Origin of the sequence: Novosphingobium sp. Fuku2-ISO-50, assembly GCF_001519055.1 — a bacterium.
GTDB lineage: Bacteria > Pseudomonadota > Alphaproteobacteria > Sphingomonadales > Sphingomonadaceae > Novosphingobium.
In genome coordinates this window covers 1-18,687 of record NZ_KQ954305.1, presented here as the reverse complement: position 1 = coordinate 18,687, position 18,687 = coordinate 1, and the positions used below count along the sequence as shown (strand labels likewise).

General features: G+C 63.8%; 19 protein-coding genes. 12 read left to right on the top strand and 7 right to left on the bottom strand.

Going from position 1 to position 18,687, the window contains the following annotated elements:
- Nucleotides 1-33: 33 nt before the first annotated feature.
- Genes AQZ50_RS18375 through AQZ50_RS18365 form a run of 3 tightly spaced genes read left to right on the top strand, consistent with a single transcriptional unit; the run spans nt 34 to nt 2,548 of the window.
- On the top strand, nt 34-843 hold the full coding sequence (locus AQZ50_RS18375) for an ABC transporter substrate-binding protein (protein ID WP_082703791.1): 810 nt from the start codon (nt 34-36) through the stop codon (nt 841-843).
- Nucleotides 843-1,826 (top strand): FecCD family ABC transporter permease, encoded by a 984-nt coding sequence (locus AQZ50_RS18370; RefSeq protein ID WP_067748591.1) that lies wholly within the window; start codon nt 843-845, stop codon nt 1,824-1,826. Before AQZ50_RS18375 ends, AQZ50_RS18370 begins: the two co-directional genes overlap by 1 nt.
- Nucleotides 1,826-2,548 carry an ABC transporter ATP-binding protein gene (locus AQZ50_RS18365; protein WP_067748691.1) on the top strand — a complete coding sequence of 241 codons (723 nt, stop codon included), beginning with the start codon at nt 1,826-1,828 and terminating at the stop codon, nt 2,546-2,548. The genes AQZ50_RS18370 and AQZ50_RS18365 overlap by 1 nt, the downstream gene beginning before the upstream one ends.
- A 58-nt stretch (nt 2,549-2,606) precedes the next feature.
- Here the strand turns inward: AQZ50_RS18365 and AQZ50_RS20210 are convergent, their stop codons facing one another.
- The 3 genes from AQZ50_RS20210 to AQZ50_RS18355 all read right to left on the bottom strand — a co-directional run bounded on the left by AQZ50_RS20210 (nt 2,607) and on the right by AQZ50_RS18355 (nt 4,130).
- On the bottom strand, nt 2,607-2,924 hold the full coding sequence (locus AQZ50_RS20210; protein ID WP_369801440.1) for a SadB/YajI family lipoprotein: 318 nt from the start codon (nt 2,922-2,924) through the stop codon (nt 2,607-2,609).
- A gap of 577 nt (nt 2,925-3,501) precedes the next feature.
- Entirely contained in the window at nt 3,502-3,792 is a 291-nt protein-coding gene (locus AQZ50_RS18360; protein ID WP_067748588.1) for a helix-turn-helix domain-containing protein, read from the bottom strand.
- Nucleotides 3,789-4,130 (bottom strand): type II toxin-antitoxin system RelE/ParE family toxin, encoded by a 342-nt coding sequence (locus tag AQZ50_RS18355; protein WP_067748586.1) that lies wholly within the window; start codon nt 4,128-4,130, stop codon nt 3,789-3,791. Before AQZ50_RS18355 ends, AQZ50_RS18360 begins: the two co-directional genes overlap by 4 nt.
- Before the next feature lie 236 nt (nt 4,131-4,366).
- Between AQZ50_RS18355 and uvrA the strand changes: the two genes are divergently transcribed.
- Nucleotides 4,367-7,282: an excinuclease ABC subunit UvrA gene (gene uvrA / locus AQZ50_RS18350; RefSeq protein WP_067748688.1), complete on the top strand. Its 2,916-nt coding sequence runs from the start codon at nt 4,367-4,369 to the stop codon at nt 7,280-7,282.
- A gap of 25 nt (nt 7,283-7,307) precedes the next feature.
- Here uvrA and AQZ50_RS18345 read toward each other — a convergent pair whose 3' ends face one another.
- Both AQZ50_RS18345 and AQZ50_RS18340 read right to left on the bottom strand, forming a co-directional pair.
- Nucleotides 7,308-7,697, bottom strand: coding sequence for a hypothetical protein (locus tag AQZ50_RS18345; protein ID WP_197412550.1), 390 nt, complete (start codon nt 7,695-7,697; stop codon nt 7,308-7,310).
- The gene (locus tag AQZ50_RS18340) at nt 7,681-8,445 is read right to left on the bottom strand and encodes a DsbA family protein (RefSeq protein ID WP_231730406.1); all 765 of its coding nucleotides are present in this window, start codon (nt 8,443-8,445) and stop codon (nt 7,681-7,683) included. Before AQZ50_RS18340 ends, AQZ50_RS18345 begins: the two co-directional genes overlap by 17 nt.
- 140 nt (nt 8,446-8,585) lie before the next feature.
- Between AQZ50_RS18340 and modA the strand changes: the two genes are divergently transcribed.
- From modA to AQZ50_RS18325, 3 genes are read left to right on the top strand one after another with little or no spacing between them, the layout of a single operon-like run.
- Nucleotides 8,586-9,374 (top strand): molybdate ABC transporter substrate-binding protein, encoded by a 789-nt coding sequence (modA, locus tag AQZ50_RS18335; protein ID WP_067748581.1) that lies wholly within the window; start codon nt 8,586-8,588, stop codon nt 9,372-9,374.
- Nucleotides 9,374-10,090: a molybdate ABC transporter permease subunit gene (modB, locus tag AQZ50_RS18330; RefSeq protein WP_067748579.1), complete on the top strand. Its 717-nt coding sequence runs from the start codon at nt 9,374-9,376 to the stop codon at nt 10,088-10,090. The genes modA and modB overlap by 1 nt, the downstream gene beginning before the upstream one ends.
- Nucleotides 10,080-10,721 carry an ATP-binding cassette domain-containing protein gene (locus AQZ50_RS18325; protein ID WP_067748577.1) on the top strand — a complete coding sequence of 214 codons (642 nt, stop codon included), beginning with the start codon at nt 10,080-10,082 and terminating at the stop codon, nt 10,719-10,721. Before modB ends, AQZ50_RS18325 begins: the two co-directional genes overlap by 11 nt.
- On the opposite strand, the gene AQZ50_RS18320 is transcribed toward AQZ50_RS18325, so the two are convergent.
- Both AQZ50_RS18320 and AQZ50_RS18315 read right to left on the bottom strand, forming a co-directional pair.
- Nucleotides 10,682-11,797 (bottom strand): CaiB/BaiF CoA transferase family protein, encoded by a 1,116-nt coding sequence (locus AQZ50_RS18320; RefSeq protein WP_067748574.1) that lies wholly within the window; start codon nt 11,795-11,797, stop codon nt 10,682-10,684. The genes AQZ50_RS18325 and AQZ50_RS18320 overlap by 40 nt on opposite strands.
- A 60-nt stretch (nt 11,798-11,857) precedes the next feature.
- Nucleotides 11,858-13,786, bottom strand: a complete 1,929-nt coding sequence (locus AQZ50_RS18315) for a potassium transporter Kup (protein ID WP_082703786.1) — start codon at nt 13,784-13,786, stop codon at nt 11,858-11,860.
- Between the two features lie 172 nt (nt 13,787-13,958).
- Between AQZ50_RS18315 and AQZ50_RS18310 the strand changes: the two genes are divergently transcribed.
- The 5 genes from AQZ50_RS18310 to AQZ50_RS18290 all read left to right on the top strand — a co-directional run bounded on the left by AQZ50_RS18310 (nt 13,959) and on the right by AQZ50_RS18290 (nt 18,546).
- The gene (locus tag AQZ50_RS18310) at nt 13,959-15,509 is read left to right on the top strand and encodes a DUF4118 domain-containing protein (protein WP_082703785.1); all 1,551 of its coding nucleotides are present in this window, start codon (nt 13,959-13,961) and stop codon (nt 15,507-15,509) included.
- A 19-nt stretch (nt 15,510-15,528) separates the two neighbouring features.
- Complete coding sequence (locus AQZ50_RS18305) at nt 15,529-16,224, top strand: response regulator (protein ID WP_067748676.1); 696 nt, start codon at nt 15,529-15,531, stop codon at nt 16,222-16,224.
- 96 nt (nt 16,225-16,320) lie between these two features.
- Nucleotides 16,321-16,611, top strand: coding sequence for a HigA family addiction module antitoxin (locus AQZ50_RS18300; protein ID WP_067748672.1), 291 nt, complete (start codon nt 16,321-16,323; stop codon nt 16,609-16,611).
- A 106-nt stretch (nt 16,612-16,717) separates the two neighbouring features.
- A complete protein-coding gene (locus AQZ50_RS18295; RefSeq protein WP_156427432.1) occupies nt 16,718-18,028 on the top strand; it encodes a hypothetical protein in 1,311 nt (436 codons plus the stop codon).
- Between the two features lie 122 nt (nt 18,029-18,150).
- The gene (locus AQZ50_RS18290) at nt 18,151-18,546 is read left to right on the top strand and encodes a hypothetical protein (protein ID WP_156427431.1); all 396 of its coding nucleotides are present in this window, start codon (nt 18,151-18,153) and stop codon (nt 18,544-18,546) included.
- The last annotated feature ends 141 nt before the right edge of the window (nt 18,547-18,687 follow it).

Genomic DNA, 18,687 nt, shown 5'->3' with positions numbered 1-18,687 from the left:
CCGGTTTGGCGTTGCGGGGCGGGCCTTGTGGCCATGCTTGCCGCCCTGTCGCCGACCGTTGCGGCGGCGCGGGTCATGCCGCGCGCGGCATCGCTTCCGCGTATCGTCTCGCTTAATCCGTGCAGCGATGCGATCCTTGCCGAAGTTGCCGATCCGGCGCAGATTCTCGCCTATTCCGCTTATAGCCGCGATCCGGCGAGCAGCTCGCTGCCGATCGCCAAAGTCCGGCGTCACGCCACGACGCATGGCACGATCGAAGAAGTGGTCGCCTTGCAGCCCGACGTGGTGATCGATGGCGAGTTTGTCGCCCCGGCGACGCGCGCGGCCTATCGTCGGCTCGGGCTGCGGCTGGAAACGCTCCGCACGCAACACAACGTCGCCGATTCGCTCGGCGATGTACGCCGGCTGGCGGCGATCGTCGGGCATCCCGAACGCGGCGAGGCGCTCGTTCGCCGGATCGAGGCCGCGCTGGCGGCGGCCGCGCCACCGCCGGGCGCCGTGCCGGTCGATGCGGTGCTGTGGGAATGGGGCGGCATGGTCGCGGGGCAGGGCACGCTGATCGACGATCTGCTCGGACGCACCGGTTTTGCCAATCTGCCCGCGCGCGAGGGCTATGGCCAGGCCGATATCTATCCGCTCGAACGCATGCTGGCGCATCCGCCGCGCGTGATCCTGACGGTCGGGCATGACCGCATGCTGCGTCACCCGGCGCTGGGCGTGCTGACCGGCACCATGCGGGCCGAATTTCCCGCCGGGCTGCTCTATTGCGGCGGGCCGACGATCATCCGTGCGGCGGCGCGCCTTGCCGCCTTGCGTCGTTCGCTGAACGGAGGACGCGGCTGATGGCCTTGCGCTGGTGGATCGTGCTCGCCGGGTTGTTGGCGCTGGCTTTGCCGTTGTCGTTGCTGGCCGGGCAAGTGTGGATCAATCCGCTGGGGTCGCCGGTGCGCAATGCGGTGCCGATCCTGGTCGAACTGCGCGCGCCGCGCGCGGTGTTGGCGCTGATCATCGGCGGTGGGCTGGGCGCGGCGGGTGCGGCGATGCAGGGCTATTTGCGCAATCCGCTGGCCGATCCGGGGTTGTTCGGCATTGCGCCGCTGGCTGCGCTGGGCGCGGTCCTGGCGATTTCGACCGGGATCGCGGCGCAAGGCTGGGCTCTGCCGCTGTTTGCGCTGGCGGGCGCCGCGCTGGCGATGGCGCTGCTGGTCCTGATTGCGGGCGCTGGTGCGACCGGCGGGATCGGGCGCGCGGTGACGCTGTTTACGCTCGCGGGGATGATGATCGCCAGCCTTGCCGGTGCGCTGACCAGTCTGGTCATCAGCCTGTCGCCCAATCCCTTTGCGCTGAGCGAAATCGTCACCTGGCTGATGGGGGCGCTCGAAAACCGCAGCTGGCACGATGTCGCGCTTGCCGGGCCGCCGACGCTGCTCGGCGTGGTTCTGCTGGCGCGGACCGGGCGCTCGCTCGATGCCCTGACGCTGGGCGATGCGGCGGCGCGCTCGCTCGGGGTCGATCCGGCGCGGCTTCAGGCGCGGATGGTGCTGGGGATCGGGCTGGTGGTCGGCGCCGGGGTGGCGGTGGCGGGAATCGTCGGCTTTGTCGGGCTGATGGTGCCGCATCTGTTGCGCCCGTTGACCGATCAAAGGCCGGGTTCGCTGATCGTGCCGAGCGCGCTTGCCGGGGCCTTGCTGGTGCTCGTGGCCGACAGCGCGTGTCGGTTGTTTCCGCTGGCCGGGGGCGAATTGCGGCTGGGCATTGCGCTCAGCCTGATCGGCGCGCCGTTTTTCCTGATGCTGCTGGTGCGGCTGCGGCGGGAATGGGCGTGATGCTGCGCGCACAATCGCTTGTCGTTCCGGGGCGGCTCGAGGGGGTTTCGGTGGATCTGTCACCGGGCCGGGTCACTGCGATCGTCGGGCCCAACGGCGCGGGCAAATCGACGCTGCTTTCCGCGCTGGCCGGGCTGATCGCGGGCGAAGTTTCCCTGGATGGCGGCCCTCTTGGCGCGATGACCCCGCGCGAACGCGCGCTGGCGATCGGCTATCTGCCGCAAGGCGGCGAAGTCGCATGGAACCCGTCGGTCGAAACGCTCGTGCGGCTGGGCCGCTTGCCGCATCGCACGGCGCGCGACGAGGACGATCGCGCCGTCGCCGAAGCCCTGGCCGGAGTCGATCTGTCCGCTTATGCCGGGCGTCCGGTCGGCACGCTGTCGGGCGGCGAGCGCGCGCGGGCGCTGCTGGCGCGGGTCCTGGCGGGTGATCCCGGCTGGGTACTGGCCGACGAACCGCTGGCCAGCCTCGATCTGGCGCAGGCGCGCGCGCTGCTGCTGCATTTCCGGCGGCTGGCGCAGGCGGGCAAGGGGGTGGCACTGGTGCTCCATGATCTGGCGCAGGCGGCCAACCATGCCGACCATGTCGTCGTGCTCGATCGGGGGCGTGTGGCTGCAGCGGGTGCACCCGAAGCGGCGCTCGATCCGGCGGTAATCGCCCGCGTCTGGGGCGTAGAGGCGCGTTGGCTGGGTGAACCGGGGGCACGCGCGCTGGTCTGGTAGGTGCTCGAAATTAGGGTGTTTGTTTGAGCTTGTCGTATTTTCGAGAGCCTAGGCCACCCTAGTTATTTCCAAAAAGGCGTATCTGCTGAATGGAGCCATATTTTATTTTAATGTACCCTATGTCAGTTGGCTTCCCTCCATCTATATTGAAAGAAACAACCTTCCATGAAGAAGATGGTACACCATTACTTATACTTGTAGAAAAATCGTGCTCATCTGCAGTGTTTATTGTTCCGTTTTTGTCTAAAGCTCCCCAAGCGCCGGACAATTTCAAATCAGTTATATTGGCTGAAGTAGGGTTTCCGATTACAAGCCTTACGAGCGTTCCACTGCCATTCGCCTCCAAATTCTTCAGTTGAACTGTCAGCGTACCCACGTCCGTTTGCAACGGAGTGAATCCGGCATCTGAAAGTTTGAGGACGACTTCCTTTGAGTTTTGCCATTCAAGCGCCGCAACCCGGCTCTGTAGATCACTTATTTGCGAAGCGGAGTCGTCAGTAGCTGCAGTTGAGGTGCTGTCGGGCGGGGTGCTAGTGGTCCGATTCTGACATTTGTTACCGCTCTCGGCTAGGTAGTGCGCAAATGTCAGAATCTTTTCGGACCACTAGAAACTTTTGATTCTAGTGGATTTTCCGTTTTTGACATTTGCGACCGTGCTATCCGGATGGCGGGATGCAAATGTCAAAAACAATCCACTAGCCTGATTTGTGCAGGCAGATAAAGCGATGAGAGTTGCGCTCGCCATGCATGAACCGCTAAATTGGCTAAGACGCATGGGCCACTCTCTTTTCCGTTGGGGGCAACCGATTCAGAATGCTTGATGGAAAGCACGATGTTGTGCAAGTTGTTTCAGAATTTCCGAACGGGTTGCGAAAACCCCGAAATAGCGCCAGATGCGAGACCTTCGCGATGCGCATCTGGAGACGGTACGCAGCGATGATCCGGCGCTGGCGTCAGCGCAGTAGTTCGCTCACCAGTGAGGGCTTCTTGGCAATCATGGCAAGCAGCACCTGGGCGGGGCCGGTGGGGTGCCTGCGGCCATGCTCCCAGTTCAGAAGCGTGCCCTTGGCAACGCCGATGCTGCGCGCGAAGGCACCCTGCGACAGGCCGGTGCTGGCGCGGATCGCAGCGACATCGACGGTGGGCACCTCGATCTGGTGGACGATGACATTGGTCTTCTCGCCCCGCGCGAAAGCCACTGCTTCGTTCAGCCCTTCCATCAGGCTATCGTAAACTTCGCTCATGCACGATCTCCATAAGTTGTGAGCAACTGCTTGCTCAACGCGACTGCCGCAGCCTGTTCGGGTGGGGACAGATTACCCTTCTCATTCTTGGCGAACACCGTCAGCAGGAACAGCGGCATCGAATTGCCTCCGAACACATAAATGGTCCGGTAGCCACCGCTCTTGCCGCTACCCTCGCGGGCGATGCGGACCTTGCGCAGGCCACCGCCCAGCGAAACACCCGACTCCGGATTGGCCGCCAGAAACGACACGATGGCAAGTCGCTCGTCATCGGACATGATCGCCCGCGCGCGCTTGAGGAAGGACTCCATCTCGACGACGGTCTGCAAGGTGGTCATGGGGCTATTTTATATGCCAATGACACATAGGTCAACGGCGTATGGACGGTATGCTTGAGAGTTTCGGGGCCAGAAAAACAGGGGCGCTCCGGTCGTTGAAATCGGCCCATCCCGAATGGATCAATCGCGCGGTGGTGTGTCACCACCATTTTCCACCTTGCCCCTTCGGTCATGCGTGCAAAATGCCGGTCGACACGTCTTGCGTGAATCGAACAAATATGGAACACGCAGCGGCCATGGCTCTCAGCTTCATTTCCGTGCGCGGCGCGCGCGAGCACAATCTCAAGGGGTTCGACATCGATCTCCCGCGCGACTCGCTGATCGTGATCACCGGGTTGTCGGGGTCGGGCAAATCGAGCCTCGCGTTCGACACGATCTATGCCGAAGGGCAGCGGCGCTATGTCGAAAGCCTGTCGGCCTATGCGCGGCAGTTTCTGGAAATGATGCAGAAGCCCGATGTCGAACATATCGACGGGCTGTCGCCGGCCATCTCGATCGAGCAAAAGACGACCAGCCGCAACCCGCGCTCGACGGTCGCCACGGTGACCGAGATCTATGACTATATGCGCCTGCTCTGGGCGCGAGTCGGAATCCCCTATTCGCCCGCCACCGGCCTGCCGATCACCGCGCAGACGGTCAGCCAGATGGTCGACCGCGTGATGCTGTTGCCCGAAGGCACGCGCGCCTATCTGCTGGCGCCGGTGGTGCGCGGTCGCAAGGGCGAATACCGCAAGGAATTGGCCGAGTGGCAAAAGGCGGGCTATACCCGCGTGCGCATCGACGGCGAATTCCACGCCATCGAAGACGCTCCCGCGCTCGACAAGAAGCTCAAGCACGATCTCGAAGTCGTGGTCGACCGCATCGCCGTGCGCGAAGGCATCGAAAGCCGACTGGCCGACAGCTTCGAACAGGCGCTCAAGCTGGCCGACGGCCTTGCCTTTATCGACCTTGCCGACGGCGTCGTGCCGGGGCGCGAGGAAGAGGCAAAGATCAAGGGCCGGGCCAAGACGCTCAAAGGCACCGGACTGCCGCCCAACCGCATCGTCTTTTCGGAAAAGTTCGCCTGCCCGGTCAGCGGTTTCACGATCGAGAGCATCGAGCCGAGGCTGTTTTCGTTCAACGCACCGCAAGGGGCGTGCCCGGCTTGCGACGGTCTGGGCGAAAAGCTGCTGTTCGATCCGCAACTGGTCGTACCCAATGAAAACCTGTCGCTCAAACAGGGCGCGATCATGCCCTGGGCCAAGTCAAACCCGCCGAGCCCTTATTACATGCAGGTGCTGGCCAGCCTTGCCGACCATTTCGGATTCAGCCTCGATACGGCGTGGGACAAGCTGCCGGGCGAAATCAAGCTGGTCATCCTTTATGGCACGGGGGGCAAGCCGGTCCCGCTGACATTTGTCGACGGGCGCAAGTCCTATACCGTGTCCAAGGCATTCGAAGGGGTGATCGGCAATCTCAACCGCCGCATGCTTCAGACCGAAAGCGCCTGGACGCGCGAGGAACTGGGCAAGTTTCAGACCGCGCAACCCTGCGAGACATGCGGTGGCGCGCGGCTGAAGCCCGAAGCGCTGGCAGTCAAAGTCGCGGGCGAAGACATTTCGAGCATTACCCATTTGTCGGTCGCGGCCGCGGCGGACTGGTTCGGGCGGCTGGACGAACACCTGACCCCGCAAAAGCGGCAGATCGCGCGCTCGATTCTCAAGGAAATCAACGAGCGGGTCGGCTTTCTCAACAATGTCGGGCTCGATTATCTCAATCTCGACCGGACCTCGGGCACGCTGTCGGGCGGCGAGAGCCAGCGCATCCGTCTGGCCAGCCAGATCGGGTCAGGGCTGTCGGGCGTGCTCTATGTGCTCGACGAACCGTCGATCGGGCTGCATCAGCGCGACAACGACCGCCTGCTCGAAACGCTGAAGCGGCTGCGCGATCTCGGCAACACGGTGATCGTCGTCGAACACGACGAAGACGCGATCCGCACGGCCGACCATATCGTTGACCTGGGCCCCGGTGCTGGCGTCCATGGCGGCGAAATCGTTGCGCAGGGCACGCTGGCCGACATTCTGGCGAGCGAGGCCAGCCTGACCGGGCAATACCTCAACGGCACGCGGCGGATCGAAGTGCCGCGCGTCCGGCGCAAGGGCAATGGGCTGGACATCACGGTCAAGGGCGCGCGCGCCAACAACTTGCGCGATGTGACGGTGCGCATTCCGCTGGGCACGTTCACTTGCGTCACCGGGGTTTCCGGATCGGGCAAGTCATCGCTGATCATCGACACTCTGCAGGCGGGCGCGGCGCGCGTGCTCAACGGCGCACGGGTGATTGCCGGGGCGCATGACGCCATTCTCGGCCTCGAACATTGCGACAAGGTGATCGAGATCGACCAGTCGCCGATCGGGCGCACCCCGCGTTCGAATCCGGCGACCTACACCGGCTCGTTCACGTTGATCCGGGACTGGTTCGCCGGTCTGCCCGAATCCGAGGCGCGCGGCTACAAGGCCGGGCGGTTCAGCTTCAACGTCAAGGGCGGGCGCTGCGAGGCGTGCCATGGCGACGGGCTGATCAAGATCGAGATGCACTTCCTGCCCGATGTCTATGTCACGTGCGAGGAATGCGGCGGCAAGCGCTACAACCGCGAAACGCTCGACGTGAAATTCAAGGGGCTTTCGATCGCCGACGTGCTCGACATGACGATCGAGGATGCGGTCGAATTCTTCAAGGCGGTTCCGCCGATCCGCGACCGCATGCAGATGCTCGCCGAAGTCGGGCTCGGCTATGTCAAAGTCGGGCAACAGGCGACCACGTTGTCAGGCGGCGAGGCGCAACGGGTCAAGCTGGCCAAGGAACTGGCGCGCCGCTCGACCGGGCAGACGCTCTATATCCTCGACGAGCCGACCACCGGCCTTCATTTCGAAGACGTGCGCAAGCTGCTCGAAGTGCTGCACAGGCTGGTCGAACAGGGTAATTCGGTGGTGGTGATCGAACACAACCTCGATGTGATCAAGACCGCCGACTGGATCATCGACATGGGCCCCGAAGGCGGTGTGCGCGGCGGTGAAGTGGTGGCCGAGGGCACCCCCGAGGACATCGCGGGCAATCCCGCCAGCCATACGGGATTTTACCTCAAGCCTTTGCTGGAGCAGCAGAAACAGTGAAATTCTGCGCCGGTTGCGGGTGACGCTACAACGCGAAACTGGCGATCGTCACTTTGTCGAGAACGCCGGTCGGCTTCAGCCCGACACCCGCCTGAAACCCTCTGATTGCCTCGGCGGCTCTCGCAGGGTCTTGCGCTTCGGCAGGACTGGCCAGCAAGTGCAATTGTACCAGTCGCGCCACGATCAGCTGCGCGATCACCGGGTCGAGCGGCGCGTCGCGCCCGGGCTGCACGAAAGCGGGCGGCGGGATGCTTGCGTCGAAGCCGGGAGTGGCCTGGCCCAGATCGTCATCGATCGCCCCCGAAGGCGCAAGTCCGGAAGGCGCGGGATCGGGTGGCGCGGCCAGCGCGGGCTGCGCGATCAGAAGCGCGGCGAGTGCTGCCTCGCACAGGAGCGCGTCAATGCGTCGCGCCACCGGGCACACCTTGCGCGTCATGGCCCCCGCTCGGGGCCTGATCGGGATGATCGTCGACTTGTCCCAGGAGGCGTATCGCGTTTTGCATGTCCTCTTCGCCGATCGCGCCCGAAACCATGATCGTGTGGCCGAAACGATTGTCGCGCACCGCGATCGCCGGTGTACCTTCGATCCCCGCAATGTCGCCGGCCTTCATCTCGGCGGCAAGCCGTTGGCCGGTCCGGCTCGACGTGGTGCAGCCGGCCAGGGCATTGCGGTCGCGCGCGCCAGAGGCCGCAGCGAGGTCGGCCACCGGATCGCCCTGGCCCAAAGGCTCGCCGATGCCCCGGCCATTGCTGCCCGTCCGCGCCATCCATCCGTCGAGAAAGCGGTAATAGCCTGCAACGCCTGCCTGATCCGCCACACACAGCGCGGTGGTCGAGGCGATCACGGCATTGGGACCATGGAACGGCAAGGGATAGAGGCGCACGGCAAGATTGACGCGCCCGCCCGAGCCATCGACGACATGCTGCGGCTGTTGGCCAAGCACTTTGCAATAAGGGCATTCCGGGTCGAGCCAGATGATCAGGCTGAAACGCGCATCGGCTTTGCCATAGACGCGGTCCTGTTTGGCGATCGGCGCCACGCCGGGTGCTTCCTGCCAGCCGCCCTGATCCCCGCCGCCCTGATCATCATCGTTTTGGGCCAGCGCGGGCGCCGCGATCAGCATCGCGACGGCAGCCAGGCCCGAAATTACCATGCTGGGCATCATCGCGTGTGTCCTCTTGCGGGGGGAAAGTCGCTTGGGCATTCCATGTTTGCCGCCAAAGCGCAATGATGGTGCCGATACAACGGCGCGTACAACGGCGGGGCTTTGCGCAAGCGGTGACGCCCTCTATACGGCGGGATATGGGACGCTATTTTCTCCTTTTGCGACGGGTCTCGGGGGTGCTCGCCCTGCTGCTTGCGCTTGGTGCCTGCATTCCACCGGTTTTCGCCGCGCCGAAAGCGCCGCTGGTGCTTGCCGCCGCCAGCCTGCAGGAATCGATGACGGCCGCTGCCGAGGCGTGGAGGCGGCACGGACATCCCCGACCGGTGCTGTCATTCGCCGCGTCGTCTGCGCTGGCGCGGCAGATTTCGGGCGGGGGGCAGGCGGATCTGTTCGTTTCGGCCGATGAAGACTGGATGGACGCTCTGGCAAAGGCGGGGCTGATCGTGCCCGAAACGCGCAAGTCGTTCCTCGTCGGCGCGCTGGTCATCGTCGCTCCGGCAGACAGCCGTTTGCGCCTGCGTCCTGCGCCCGGCTTTGCGCTGCTTCGCGCGCTGGGCGGGGGCAAACTCGCCATGGCCGATCCCGACAGCGTGCCGGCGGGGCGCTATGGGCGCGAGGCCTTGCAGCATTTTGGCGTATGGGATCAGGTTTCGGGGCAGGTCGTGCGCGCCGAAAATGTCCGCGCCGCGCTCGGTCTGGTCGCGCATGGCGCCGCGCCGCTCGGCATCGTCTATGCGACCGATGCCCTGGCCGAACCGCACGTGCGCATGGTCGGCGTGTTTCCGCCGGGCAGTCATGCGCCGATCACTTATCCGCTGGCGCGGCTCAGGACATCGACCAATCCCGAGGGGGAGGCGTTTCGCCGTTTCCTGCTGTCGGGCGAGGGCAAGGCGATCTTTCGCCGCTATGGCTTTGTGGCGCCCTGATGCTGTTGTCGGGCGATGAATGGGCGATCGTGGGCCTGTCGTTGCAGGTCAGCCTGGTGGCGATCATCGGCGTGCTGCCGGCTGCCTTTGCATTGGCCTACCTTTTGGCGCGCGGACGCTTTCCGGGCAAAGTCGTGGTCGATGCGCTGGTGCATTTGCCGCTGGTGCTGCCGCCGGTGGTGATCGGCTGGATGCTGCTGATCGCGTTTGCGCCGCATGGCGTTATCGGGGCGCCGCTGGCGCGCTGGCTGGGGATCACGCTGATGTTTCGCTGGACCGGCGCGGCGCTCGCGGCGGGAATCATGGCGATGCCGCTGATGGTGCGTTCGATCCGCCTCTCGCTCGAAGCGATCGATCCCCGGCTTGAAGCGGCGGCGCGGACATTGGGAGCGGGGCGCCTCGACAGCTTTGTCACGATTACCTTGCCGTTGGCTCGCCCCGGCGTGCTGGCTGCGCTGGTGCTGGGATTTGCCCGCTCGCTCGGCGAATTTGGCGCGACGATCACGTTCGTTTCGAACGTGCCCGGCGAAACCGCGACTTTGCCGCTGGCGATCTATGCCGCCCTGCAAGTGCCGGGACAGGAAATGGCGGTATGGCGGCTGGCGCTGGTTTCGGTGCTGCTTTCGCTTTGCGCGCTGATCGCGTCGGAAATGCTGTTGCGGCGCGGCAGGGGCCGGGATCGCGAAACGACGGGGCCTTCGCCGCATGTCCTTTGACATTGCGCTTTCCTTCGCCCGGGGGCGCCGCCGGATCGAAACGACTTTCGTGGCCGGAGGCGGCATAACCGCGCTGTGCGGTCCTTCGGGGGTAGGCAAATCGAGCGTCCTGGCGGCGATCGCGGGGCTGCTCGATCCCGATGTCGGGCATGTCGTGGTTGGCGGCGAAACCCTGTTCGACAGCACGCGCGGCATTGCCGTGGCGCCCGAACGACGTGCCTGCGGCATGGTGTTTCAGGATCTGCGGCTGTTTCCGCACCTCTCGATCGAGGCCAATTTGCGCTATGGCGAACGCCGCGCACCGCCCGAACGGCGGATTGTCGATTTTGCCGAAACCGTGCGCTTTCTCGGCATTGCGCCTTTGCTGGCCCGTCGCCCCGATACGGTGTCGGGCGGCGAGGCGCAGCGCGTGGCGATCGGTCGCGCCTTGCTGTCGGGCCCGCGTTTCCTCCTGCTCGATGAACCGCTTGCCGCGCTCGATGCGGGTCTGCGCGACGGGATCATGGCGGTGATCGAACGCATCCGTGCCGAGTTTGCGCTTCCGATGATCCTGGTCAGCCATTCGCCCGACGATGTTGCGCGGCTGGCCGATCAGGTCGTCCGGATGGCGCCGGAACCGACCAGCGCCTGATCGGCGCCGAGATCGGGCACCGCCAGCGAGGGGCGCGCCGGTTCGTGCTGAAACCGGATCGGCGGACCAAGGTGACGCCGCCCTCGTTCATCGGCAAGGATGAAGCCGCGCGCGATGATCTGTTCGTCATCCAGCGCTTGCGGATAAGTGTTGACCCGGCCCCAGCAGACATCGAGCCGATCGAGCAAGGCGCCTGCTTGCACCAGCGTTTGCCCGGCGAAAAACCCGCGCAACGTGTCGATCACCGGCTGTTGCTGCGGCCCCGGTTCGCGGCACAGCGCGACCAGATCGTCGCGGCCCAGGTGCCCCAGCAGCGCGGCGATGAATTTGGGTTCCTGTCCCGCCAGTGCCAGCCGCCCGTCGGCGCAGTCATACCAGCGATAAAAGGCGCTGCCGCCGGTGGTGCGTTCGTGCGCGACAATCGGCTGGCGCGCTTCGGCCATGGTCGGCCCCATGACATTGGCCGTGGCCGACAGCAGCGCTTCCTGCATCGAAATGTCGATCCGGTCGCCGCGCCCGCTGCGTTCGCGCGCGTAAAGCGCCATCAGCACGCCCGACAGACCCTGCAGCGCGGACAGATAGTCGGACAAGGGGAGCGCGGGCATCGCCGGGGCTCCGTCGGCGCCGCAATTGGCGCCGAGCACGCCGGTCAGCGCTTCGAGCGCGAGATCGTGTGCGGCGCGACCGGCGCGGGGGCCGTCCTGACCAAACGCGCTGATCGAACACATGATCAGGCGCGGATTGCGCTGCGACAGCGTGTCGTAATCGATGCCCAGCCGCCGGGCGACGCCGGGACGATTGGATTCGACCACGACATCGGCGCTGTCGGCCAGACGCAGAAACGCCGCGCGATCGGCCTCCTGCTTGAGATCGAGCACGAGGCTTTTCTTGCCGCGATTGAAATTGCGGAAATAGACGGTATCCGGCCCGTCTTTCAGCCCGATGTGGCGGGTATGATCGCCGCCCGGCGCCTCGATCTTGATGACCTCGGCGCCATGGTCGGCCATGGCCATGGTCAGATAGGGGCCGGGGATATAGCTCGTCAGGTCGAGCACCCGGATACCGGCCAGTTTCATGCGTGTCTCCCTTCCGCCGAGGCACCATGGCGCCCGGACGGACGGGATTCAAGCGCTCGATTAAATTTCCAGCTGACTGCCGAGTTCGATGACGCGGTTGGTCGGCAGGCGGAAGAACTGCATCGCGCTTTCGGCGTTGCGGATCATCCAGGCGAACAGCTTTTCGCGCCACAACGCCATGCCCGGCCGCTTCGACGCGATCAGCGTCTGACGGGCAAGGAAATAGCTGGTCTCCATCGGCTTGAACGCACCGCCGGCGCGGTTTTCAAGCGCGAGTTCGGCGGGAATGTCGGCTTCGTCCATGAACCCGATGCGGATGATCATGCGGTAAAAGCCATGGCCGATGTCTTCGACCACACGCCGCGCTTCCGACGGGACATGCGGCACGCCTTCGGTCACCACGGTCAGGATCACCACGCGTTCGTGCAGGATGTGGTTGTGCTTGAGATTGTGGAGCAGCGCGGGCGGAATGCCCTCTGCGGTCGAGGACAGGAATACCGAGGTGCCGGGCACGCGGCGCACTTTGTCGCAGACCGAGTTGAGGAACAGGTCGAACGGCATCGAATCTTCGGCCAGCCGTTCGCGCAGGATGCGCCGCCCGGTCGACCAGGTGGTCAGCACGACGAACACGATCGCCGCGATCATCAGCGGGAACCAGCCGCCATCGGGGATCTTGGTCACGTTCGAGGCGAAATAGGCACCATCGACGATCAGGAACACGCTGGTCATCGCAGCGGCCAGTACCGGCGGCCATTTCCACACGGCAAAGGTCAGGATGCCAAGCATGCAGGCGGTGATGAACATCGTGCCGGTGACGGCAATGCCATAAGCCGAAGCCAGATTGTTCGAAGATTTGAAACCGACCACGAGCAGCAGAACCAGCGCCAGCAAGAGCCAGTTGACCAGCGGCACATAGATCTGTCCGGCGGCTTTGGCGCTGGTGTGCAAAATGCGGATGCGCGGCAGAAAGCCGAGCTGAATCGCCTGTTGCGAGATCGAATAGGCGCCGGAAATGACGGCCTGGCTGGCGATGATCGTGGCCAATGTCGCCAGAATGACCAGCGGCAGCCGGGCCCAGTCGGGCGCCATCAGGAAGAACGGGTTTTCCACCAGCTTCGGATTGCGCAACAGCAGCGCCGATTGGCCCATGTAATTGATCAGCAGGCAGGGGAATGCGACCCACAGCCAGGCCAGCATGATCGCCTTGCGCCCGAAATGGCCCATGTCGGCATAAAGCGCCTCGGCCCCCGTAACGGCCAGGATCACCGAGCCGAGCGCGAGGAAAGACAGCATCGGGTCGATCGCAAAGAAGCGCACCGCATAGAGAGGATTGATCGACCACAGGATTTCCGGCGCCTGCATGATGCCCATGATGCCGAGCACCGCGATCACCGCGAAATAGACCAGCATGACCGGGCCAAACAGCTTGCCCACCGCCGCCGTGCCGCGCGACTGGATCGCAAACAGGCCGATCAGGATGGCGATGGAGATCGGCAGAACCAGCTTGGCAAAGGCGGGCTGAACCACTTCGAGCCCTTCGACCGCCGACAGCACCGACATTGCGGGCGTGATGATCGCATCGCCATAGAACAGCGCCGTGGCGATAATGCCCAGCAACACGGTCAGCGATGTCCATCGGTTCTGCCCCAGTCGCCGCCCGATCAGCGCGAGCAGGGCAAGGCTTCCGCCTTCGCCCTTGTTGTCGGCATGGAGGATGACAAAGACGTATTTGACCGTGACGATCAGCGTCATCGTCCAGAAAATCAGTGACAACACGCCGAAGATATGGGCCGGATCGACCGCCAGCGGATGCGCGCCGATAAAGCTTTCGCGCAGCGAATAGAGCGGGCTGGTGCCGATGTCGCCAAACACCACGCCGATCGCGCCGACGGCGAGCGTGCTCAGGCTTTCCTTGTGGTGGTCATTGCTGGCGAGGTCGGCCAGCGTTGATTCGGACAACGCGGAATCGGTCAGATTGGGTTCGGTCATGGTCGGGCCGCTACGCCTGCTTCACGCGCGGCACGAGAATATTTATACGTTCTTTATGCACTCGACTTCGCCGGTCGGCGCGCGCAATCGATAGAACGTGTCATCGCCCCCGAATCCTGCGCCAAAATCCGCCCAAAAGGCAGCCCTGTCCAGACGGGGCAATGACCCGCTGATGGCCGCGTTCGAGCCGGTCGATACGCGCACTCCGGCGCTTGGCTGGGTCTTGTCGCTGGTGTTGATCGCATGCGTGACGCTGGCCGGGGAAACGCTGGCGGCGCATGGCAACGATGCCGACATCAGCATGCTCTATCTGATCCCGGTAATCTATGCCGGGACGCGCCATGGACTCGGTACGGGGCTGACGACCGGGCTGTTTGCCGCGCTCGCCTATGATTTCCTGTTTGTCGCCCCGCTTTACAGCTTTGCCATCGCCGATCCGTCGCATGTCGTGTCGATGGTCATCCTGATCGGCACGGCGGTGGTGTGCAGCCATCTGGGCGGACAAGTCCGGCGGCAGGCGCGGCTGGCGCAGGCCAATGCCGATCGCAACGGGGCGCTGGCCGGGTTTGCGCGCATGCTGATGGGGATCAACCGGCGCGCCGATTTGTGGCCCTTGCTCGCGCGCGAGATTGCCCGCCTGCTCGATGTGCGCACGGTCGTGCTCGCGCCCGATCCGCCGGATGAGGGCGGGCGGCGTCTGGTGGTCAAGGCGGCGGTGCCAATGCGCGCCGGGCTTGACCTGATCGACGGGGTCGCCGCGCGCTGGGCCTTTGATACCGCGCGTCCGACGGGGCCCGGCAGCGACAGCATGGCGGTATCGGAATGGTATTTTCAGCCGGTCTGCGGCGGCAATGTTGCGCATGCGGTGCTGGGTGTTGCGCGCGAGGATGCGGGCATGCCGCTCGGCGGCGAACAGATGCCGCTGCTGGCCAGCCTGCTCGATCAGGCGGGCCTCGCGCTGGCGCGGATCGCGGCAGAAGAAGACATGGTCGCGCTGGGCAAAGTGCAGGAACGCGATCGGCTGCGCGCGGCGCTGCTGTCATCGATCGGGCATGATTTGCGCACGCCGCTGACCACGGTGCTGGGCATGTTGCGCGCGATCCGCCCCGAAACCGATGCGCAGCGCGCTCAGCTCGACATCGCTCGGGGCGAAGCGGAGCGGCTCGACCGCTTTGTCGCCAATCTGATCGACATGGTGCGCATCGAAACCGGCGGGCTCGAACGCGCGCTCGAACCGGTCGACCTCAACGAAGCGGTGACGGCGGCGCTCGACGATCTGCGCCGCGTGCTCGGCGGGCATCGGCTGGTCGTCGAAGTGGCGCGCGATCTGCCGCTGGTGCTGGCCGATCCGGTGCTGTTGCATCATTGCCTGATCAATCTGGTCGACAATGCGGCCAAATATGGCGGCGCGGAGGGCACGGTGACCGTGCGCGCGCGACCGGCGGGCGAGGGGCTGGCGCTGGCGGTGATCGACGAAGGCCCCGGCATCCGTCCCGGCGAGGAATTGCGCGTGTTCGGCATGTTTACCCGGCTCGAAGGCTCGGACCGGAGCGGCGGGACGGGGCTGGGGCTGGCCATCGTCAAGGGCTTTGCCCAGGCGATGGGCATGGAAGTCGCCGCCGCCAATCGATCATCGTCCAATCAGGCACAAGGAAGCCGGGGCGCGGTGTTTACGCTGTTGATCCCGCCGGAAAACCTGCGCCGGGTCGACAGCGCGACATGAAGGGATGGCAGAGAGCATGATGCGTGAAGTGGTGCGCGTTCTGGTGATCGATGACGAAGCGCCGATCCGCGCGATCTTGCGCGATGCGCTGGAACCGGCGGGTTATCGCGTGATCGAGGCGGGCGACGCGGCTGCCGCGCTGGCCGCCGCGCATGAGGAAACGCCGCAAGTCGTGCTGCTCGATCTCGGGCTGCCCGATCGCGACGGGCTCGACCTGATCGCGCCCTTGCGCAAGGCCGGGGCGACAGTGCTGGTCGTGTCGGCGCGCGATGCCACCGCGCAAAAGGTCGCCGCGCTCGATCGCGGCGCCGACGATTACGTGACCAAGCCGTTCGACACCGACGAAGTGCTGGCACGCGTGCGCACCGCCTTGCGCCACCGCGCCAGCCCGGACATGCTCGCCGCCGCGCTGCGCTTTGACGATGTCGAAATCGACCTTGCCGCCCGTGTGGTGCGCAAGGGCGGCGCCGAAGTTCACCTCGCCCCCAAGGAATTCGCGCTGCTCGCCGAACTGGCCGCCAACGCCGGAAAAGTCGTCACCCACGCCCATTTGTTGCGCACGATCTGGGGCCCGGGCCACGAAACCGACGTCGAATACTTGCGCGTCGCCGCGCGCGGCATCCGCCGCAAACTCGAAGGCGAAACCGACACCCCTTCACGCATCCGCAACGAACCCGGCGTCGGCTATCGGCTGGCAGTGGCGATCGGCGGGTGAGGGGACTTGCGTGACAAGCGAGACTTGACGCGATGGGGCGTGTCATGTGTGGCTCGACGCATGAAGGTCGAGAGCGTCCGCCACAAGGCGCTTGAAATGCATCCCTCGCTTGCCGTGCATGTCGGTGAATGGCTCAAGACCGAAGTGGTCGAGCCTCATGGCGTAGCCATGAAGGCACTGGCACAGCATTTTGGCGTGTCTCGTCAGGCGCTAAGCACATTGCTTAACGGTCGGGCAAACCTGTCCGCCGACATGACGATCCGCTTCGAAAAAGCCTTCGGCATTCGCGCCGAAACGCTGCTGCGCATGCAGACCGCCTACGATCTCGCCCAAGCGCGCAGGCACGCGGATGATATCAAGGTCGAACCGTTCCCCCGCGCGGCCTGATGACCGCGGATTGGTACGGACCGAAAATGCCGGTTTCGAACAAGGCGGGCATGGGGCGGCTGTCCATAAGTCACCGCCGCGCATATGAGGGGGAAAGCCGGGGTGCTTGCGCGACCATGCGAGCCTCTTGCCTACCCGCGAAAACCGCGCCACACCTTCTATCATGGCCGGCGCACCCCGCATCATCCCATTTGAGCCGCTTGGGCTTTCTTCGCCAAAAACCGCGTCAGACGTTAAAATCCGGGCGCGTAGGTTCGCGCCTGAGAAAACTGCCCGTAACCAGCTGTATGGCCTAAGGAAAACCTGTCTATGCAGGTATGACCGTGTGGGGCAACATATACTTGGCAATACCATCGGTAATGCCGTCGCGGGCGGGATCGAGGGTGGGCAGGATACGAGCGCACAAGGTCAAGGCGGTGGCGGTGGCAGTTCGTTTAGTGGCCCGATCTCCAACATGGGGAATTTCAGTCTGCCCGGGGGGATTACATCATTCGATTTGGTCCCGCCTGAAACCCAAATTCAGGGGGCGGTCGATGGTGGTGTAATTTCGTCGGACGTAGGCGCATCGGCGCTTGCAGCCGTTGAGCAGATCAAGACCAATCTGCGTGATAGCTATGCGGCAAGCCAGTCGCCGGGTGCCTCTGGCTATCAAACCTTGACTGATGGTGGTTACGTCATCGATCATGCTACTCTCGACGCACGACAAGCTGCTGTTAACGGCTTTTTGGCAAGCAATCCCAATGCTAATGACCACTCTCTTTCGAACGCCGGCTTTGCCAACAACAGTGCGCTGATCGATCAATGGGATGGCATCGCCGGTCAGCAGGTCAACATGTTGTTTGGCGGTTTCCTTGGCATAACAGCCGGGGGGGCACTTTTGGCCGCGTCAGCACCTGCTTTGCTTTCTGGTATTGGTTATGTAGGCTCAGGGTCTACGGTGGGCGGGTCTTTGGCAGTCAAGGCTGCTATCGGCCTTGGCTCTGAGTGGGGGGCGAATGCCCTTACCGGCCAAGAAATGACGTTTGCAAAGGGGGCGGGCGCTGTAGCGGGCAGCGTGATCTTCGCGCCAGGGGTTGGAAAGCTAGCCGAAGCAGCGCCATTATTTGTTAACCTCACGGCCTCGGGGGCAGCCGCTGGCTTCGGTGGCAACGTTATAGAGCAAGGTATTGACCGTTATACGTCAGGTACTCAATTCAATACTGGTTCGTTGATTTGGTCTACGGGTTTTGGTGCGTTGGGTGGTGTCTTGGGCTGGGCCAACATGCAGATACTTCCTGCACCGACGTATCTAGCCCTAAACCCCATTGCGAACAGCTTGCACGATGATGTTGTGAAGCTGCCCGCCGCTGCCGGAGCGGTGCCAGCACTTGTTGCTCAGAAGGTCATTCCCATACCCGGTTGGGTGCCCCGGTGGTGACTGATCACTATCTCCAGCGCCGCCCGACATGGTATCGCTACGCGGTTATAATGGGTGTGATAGTATTCTTGTACGTGGCTAATTACTACCATGATTACCAACTGGGACGGCGGGAAGGTGGAATGCCATTTTGGGTTATCCCGGTTGGCGCAGTTCTTTTCTCATTCGCGGCTTTGACCGAAATGTGCGCTACCGTCAGGTGGAATGAAAAATCGGTCCAGATGTTCGCGCGCTGGGGGTTTAACTATCTCGGGGGGAAGACTTTCACAGTCCAGATCGGTGACATCACGTCTATCAGCGATGGCTACATGTCGGTTGAGAACACAAAGGGTCTGCCTTTCACAACAATCGAGATCACCGATGGTTACGACGCGGTACGTATCAGGACGGACAACTTCTACCGCGAGGGCATGCAGGCACTGGTCGCGGACATTGCGAGGCTGCGCCCCGATCTTGAATTGACGGACAATCTCAAAGCCTACGTCCGGGGGGACTTTGACGGCGATTGGCTCAAATGACCCCTGCCTTCTGCCTGGGGATTACGGTGACACGTCCGAAAACCCCCAAACTTTGTCGTCAAGACACGTCATCCGGTGCCGGGGCACCTGAACGCCCCAACGTGAGTTCCGGGGACGCTGAGTTCCGGGGACGCAATATCG

Bases quoted from the DNA above. Each gene is read 5' to 3' on its own strand.
- AQZ50_RS18375 (WP_082703791.1), top strand. From the start codon at position 34: ATGCTTGCCGCCCTGTCGCCGACCGTTGCGGCGGCGCGGGTCATGCCG.
- AQZ50_RS18370 (WP_067748591.1), top strand. From the start codon at position 843: ATGGCCTTGCGCTGGTGGATCGTGCTCGCCGGGTTGTTGGCGCTGGCT.
- AQZ50_RS18365 (WP_067748691.1), top strand. From the start codon at position 1,826: ATGCTGCGCGCACAATCGCTTGTCGTTCCGGGGCGGCTCGAGGGGGTT.
- AQZ50_RS18360 (WP_067748588.1), bottom strand. From the start codon at position 3,792: ATGAGCGAAGTTTACGATAGCCTGATGGAAGGGCTGAACGAAGCAGTG.
- AQZ50_RS18355 (WP_067748586.1), bottom strand. From the start codon at position 4,130: ATGACCACCTTGCAGACCGTCGTCGAGATGGAGTCCTTCCTCAAGCGC.
- uvrA (WP_067748688.1), top strand. From the start codon at position 4,367: ATGGCTCTCAGCTTCATTTCCGTGCGCGGCGCGCGCGAGCACAATCTC.
- AQZ50_RS18340 (WP_231730406.1), bottom strand. From the start codon at position 8,445: ATGCCCAGCATGGTAATTTCGGGCCTGGCTGCCGTCGCGATGCTGATC.
- modA (WP_067748581.1), top strand. From the start codon at position 8,586: ATGGGACGCTATTTTCTCCTTTTGCGACGGGTCTCGGGGGTGCTCGCC.
- modB (WP_067748579.1), top strand. From the start codon at position 9,374: ATGCTGTTGTCGGGCGATGAATGGGCGATCGTGGGCCTGTCGTTGCAG.
- AQZ50_RS18325 (WP_067748577.1), top strand. From the start codon at position 10,080: ATGTCCTTTGACATTGCGCTTTCCTTCGCCCGGGGGCGCCGCCGGATC.
- AQZ50_RS18320 (WP_067748574.1), bottom strand. From the start codon at position 11,797: ATGAAACTGGCCGGTATCCGGGTGCTCGACCTGACGAGCTATATCCCC.
- AQZ50_RS18315 (WP_082703786.1), bottom strand. From the start codon at position 13,786: ATGACCGAACCCAATCTGACCGATTCCGCGTTGTCCGAATCAACGCTG.
- AQZ50_RS18310 (WP_082703785.1), top strand. From the start codon at position 13,959: ATGGCCGCGTTCGAGCCGGTCGATACGCGCACTCCGGCGCTTGGCTGG.
- AQZ50_RS18305 (WP_067748676.1), top strand. From the start codon at position 15,529: ATGCGTGAAGTGGTGCGCGTTCTGGTGATCGATGACGAAGCGCCGATC.
- AQZ50_RS18300 (WP_067748672.1), top strand. From the start codon at position 16,321: ATGCATCCCTCGCTTGCCGTGCATGTCGGTGAATGGCTCAAGACCGAA.
- AQZ50_RS18290 (WP_156427431.1), top strand. From the start codon at position 18,151: ATGCCATTTTGGGTTATCCCGGTTGGCGCAGTTCTTTTCTCATTCGCG.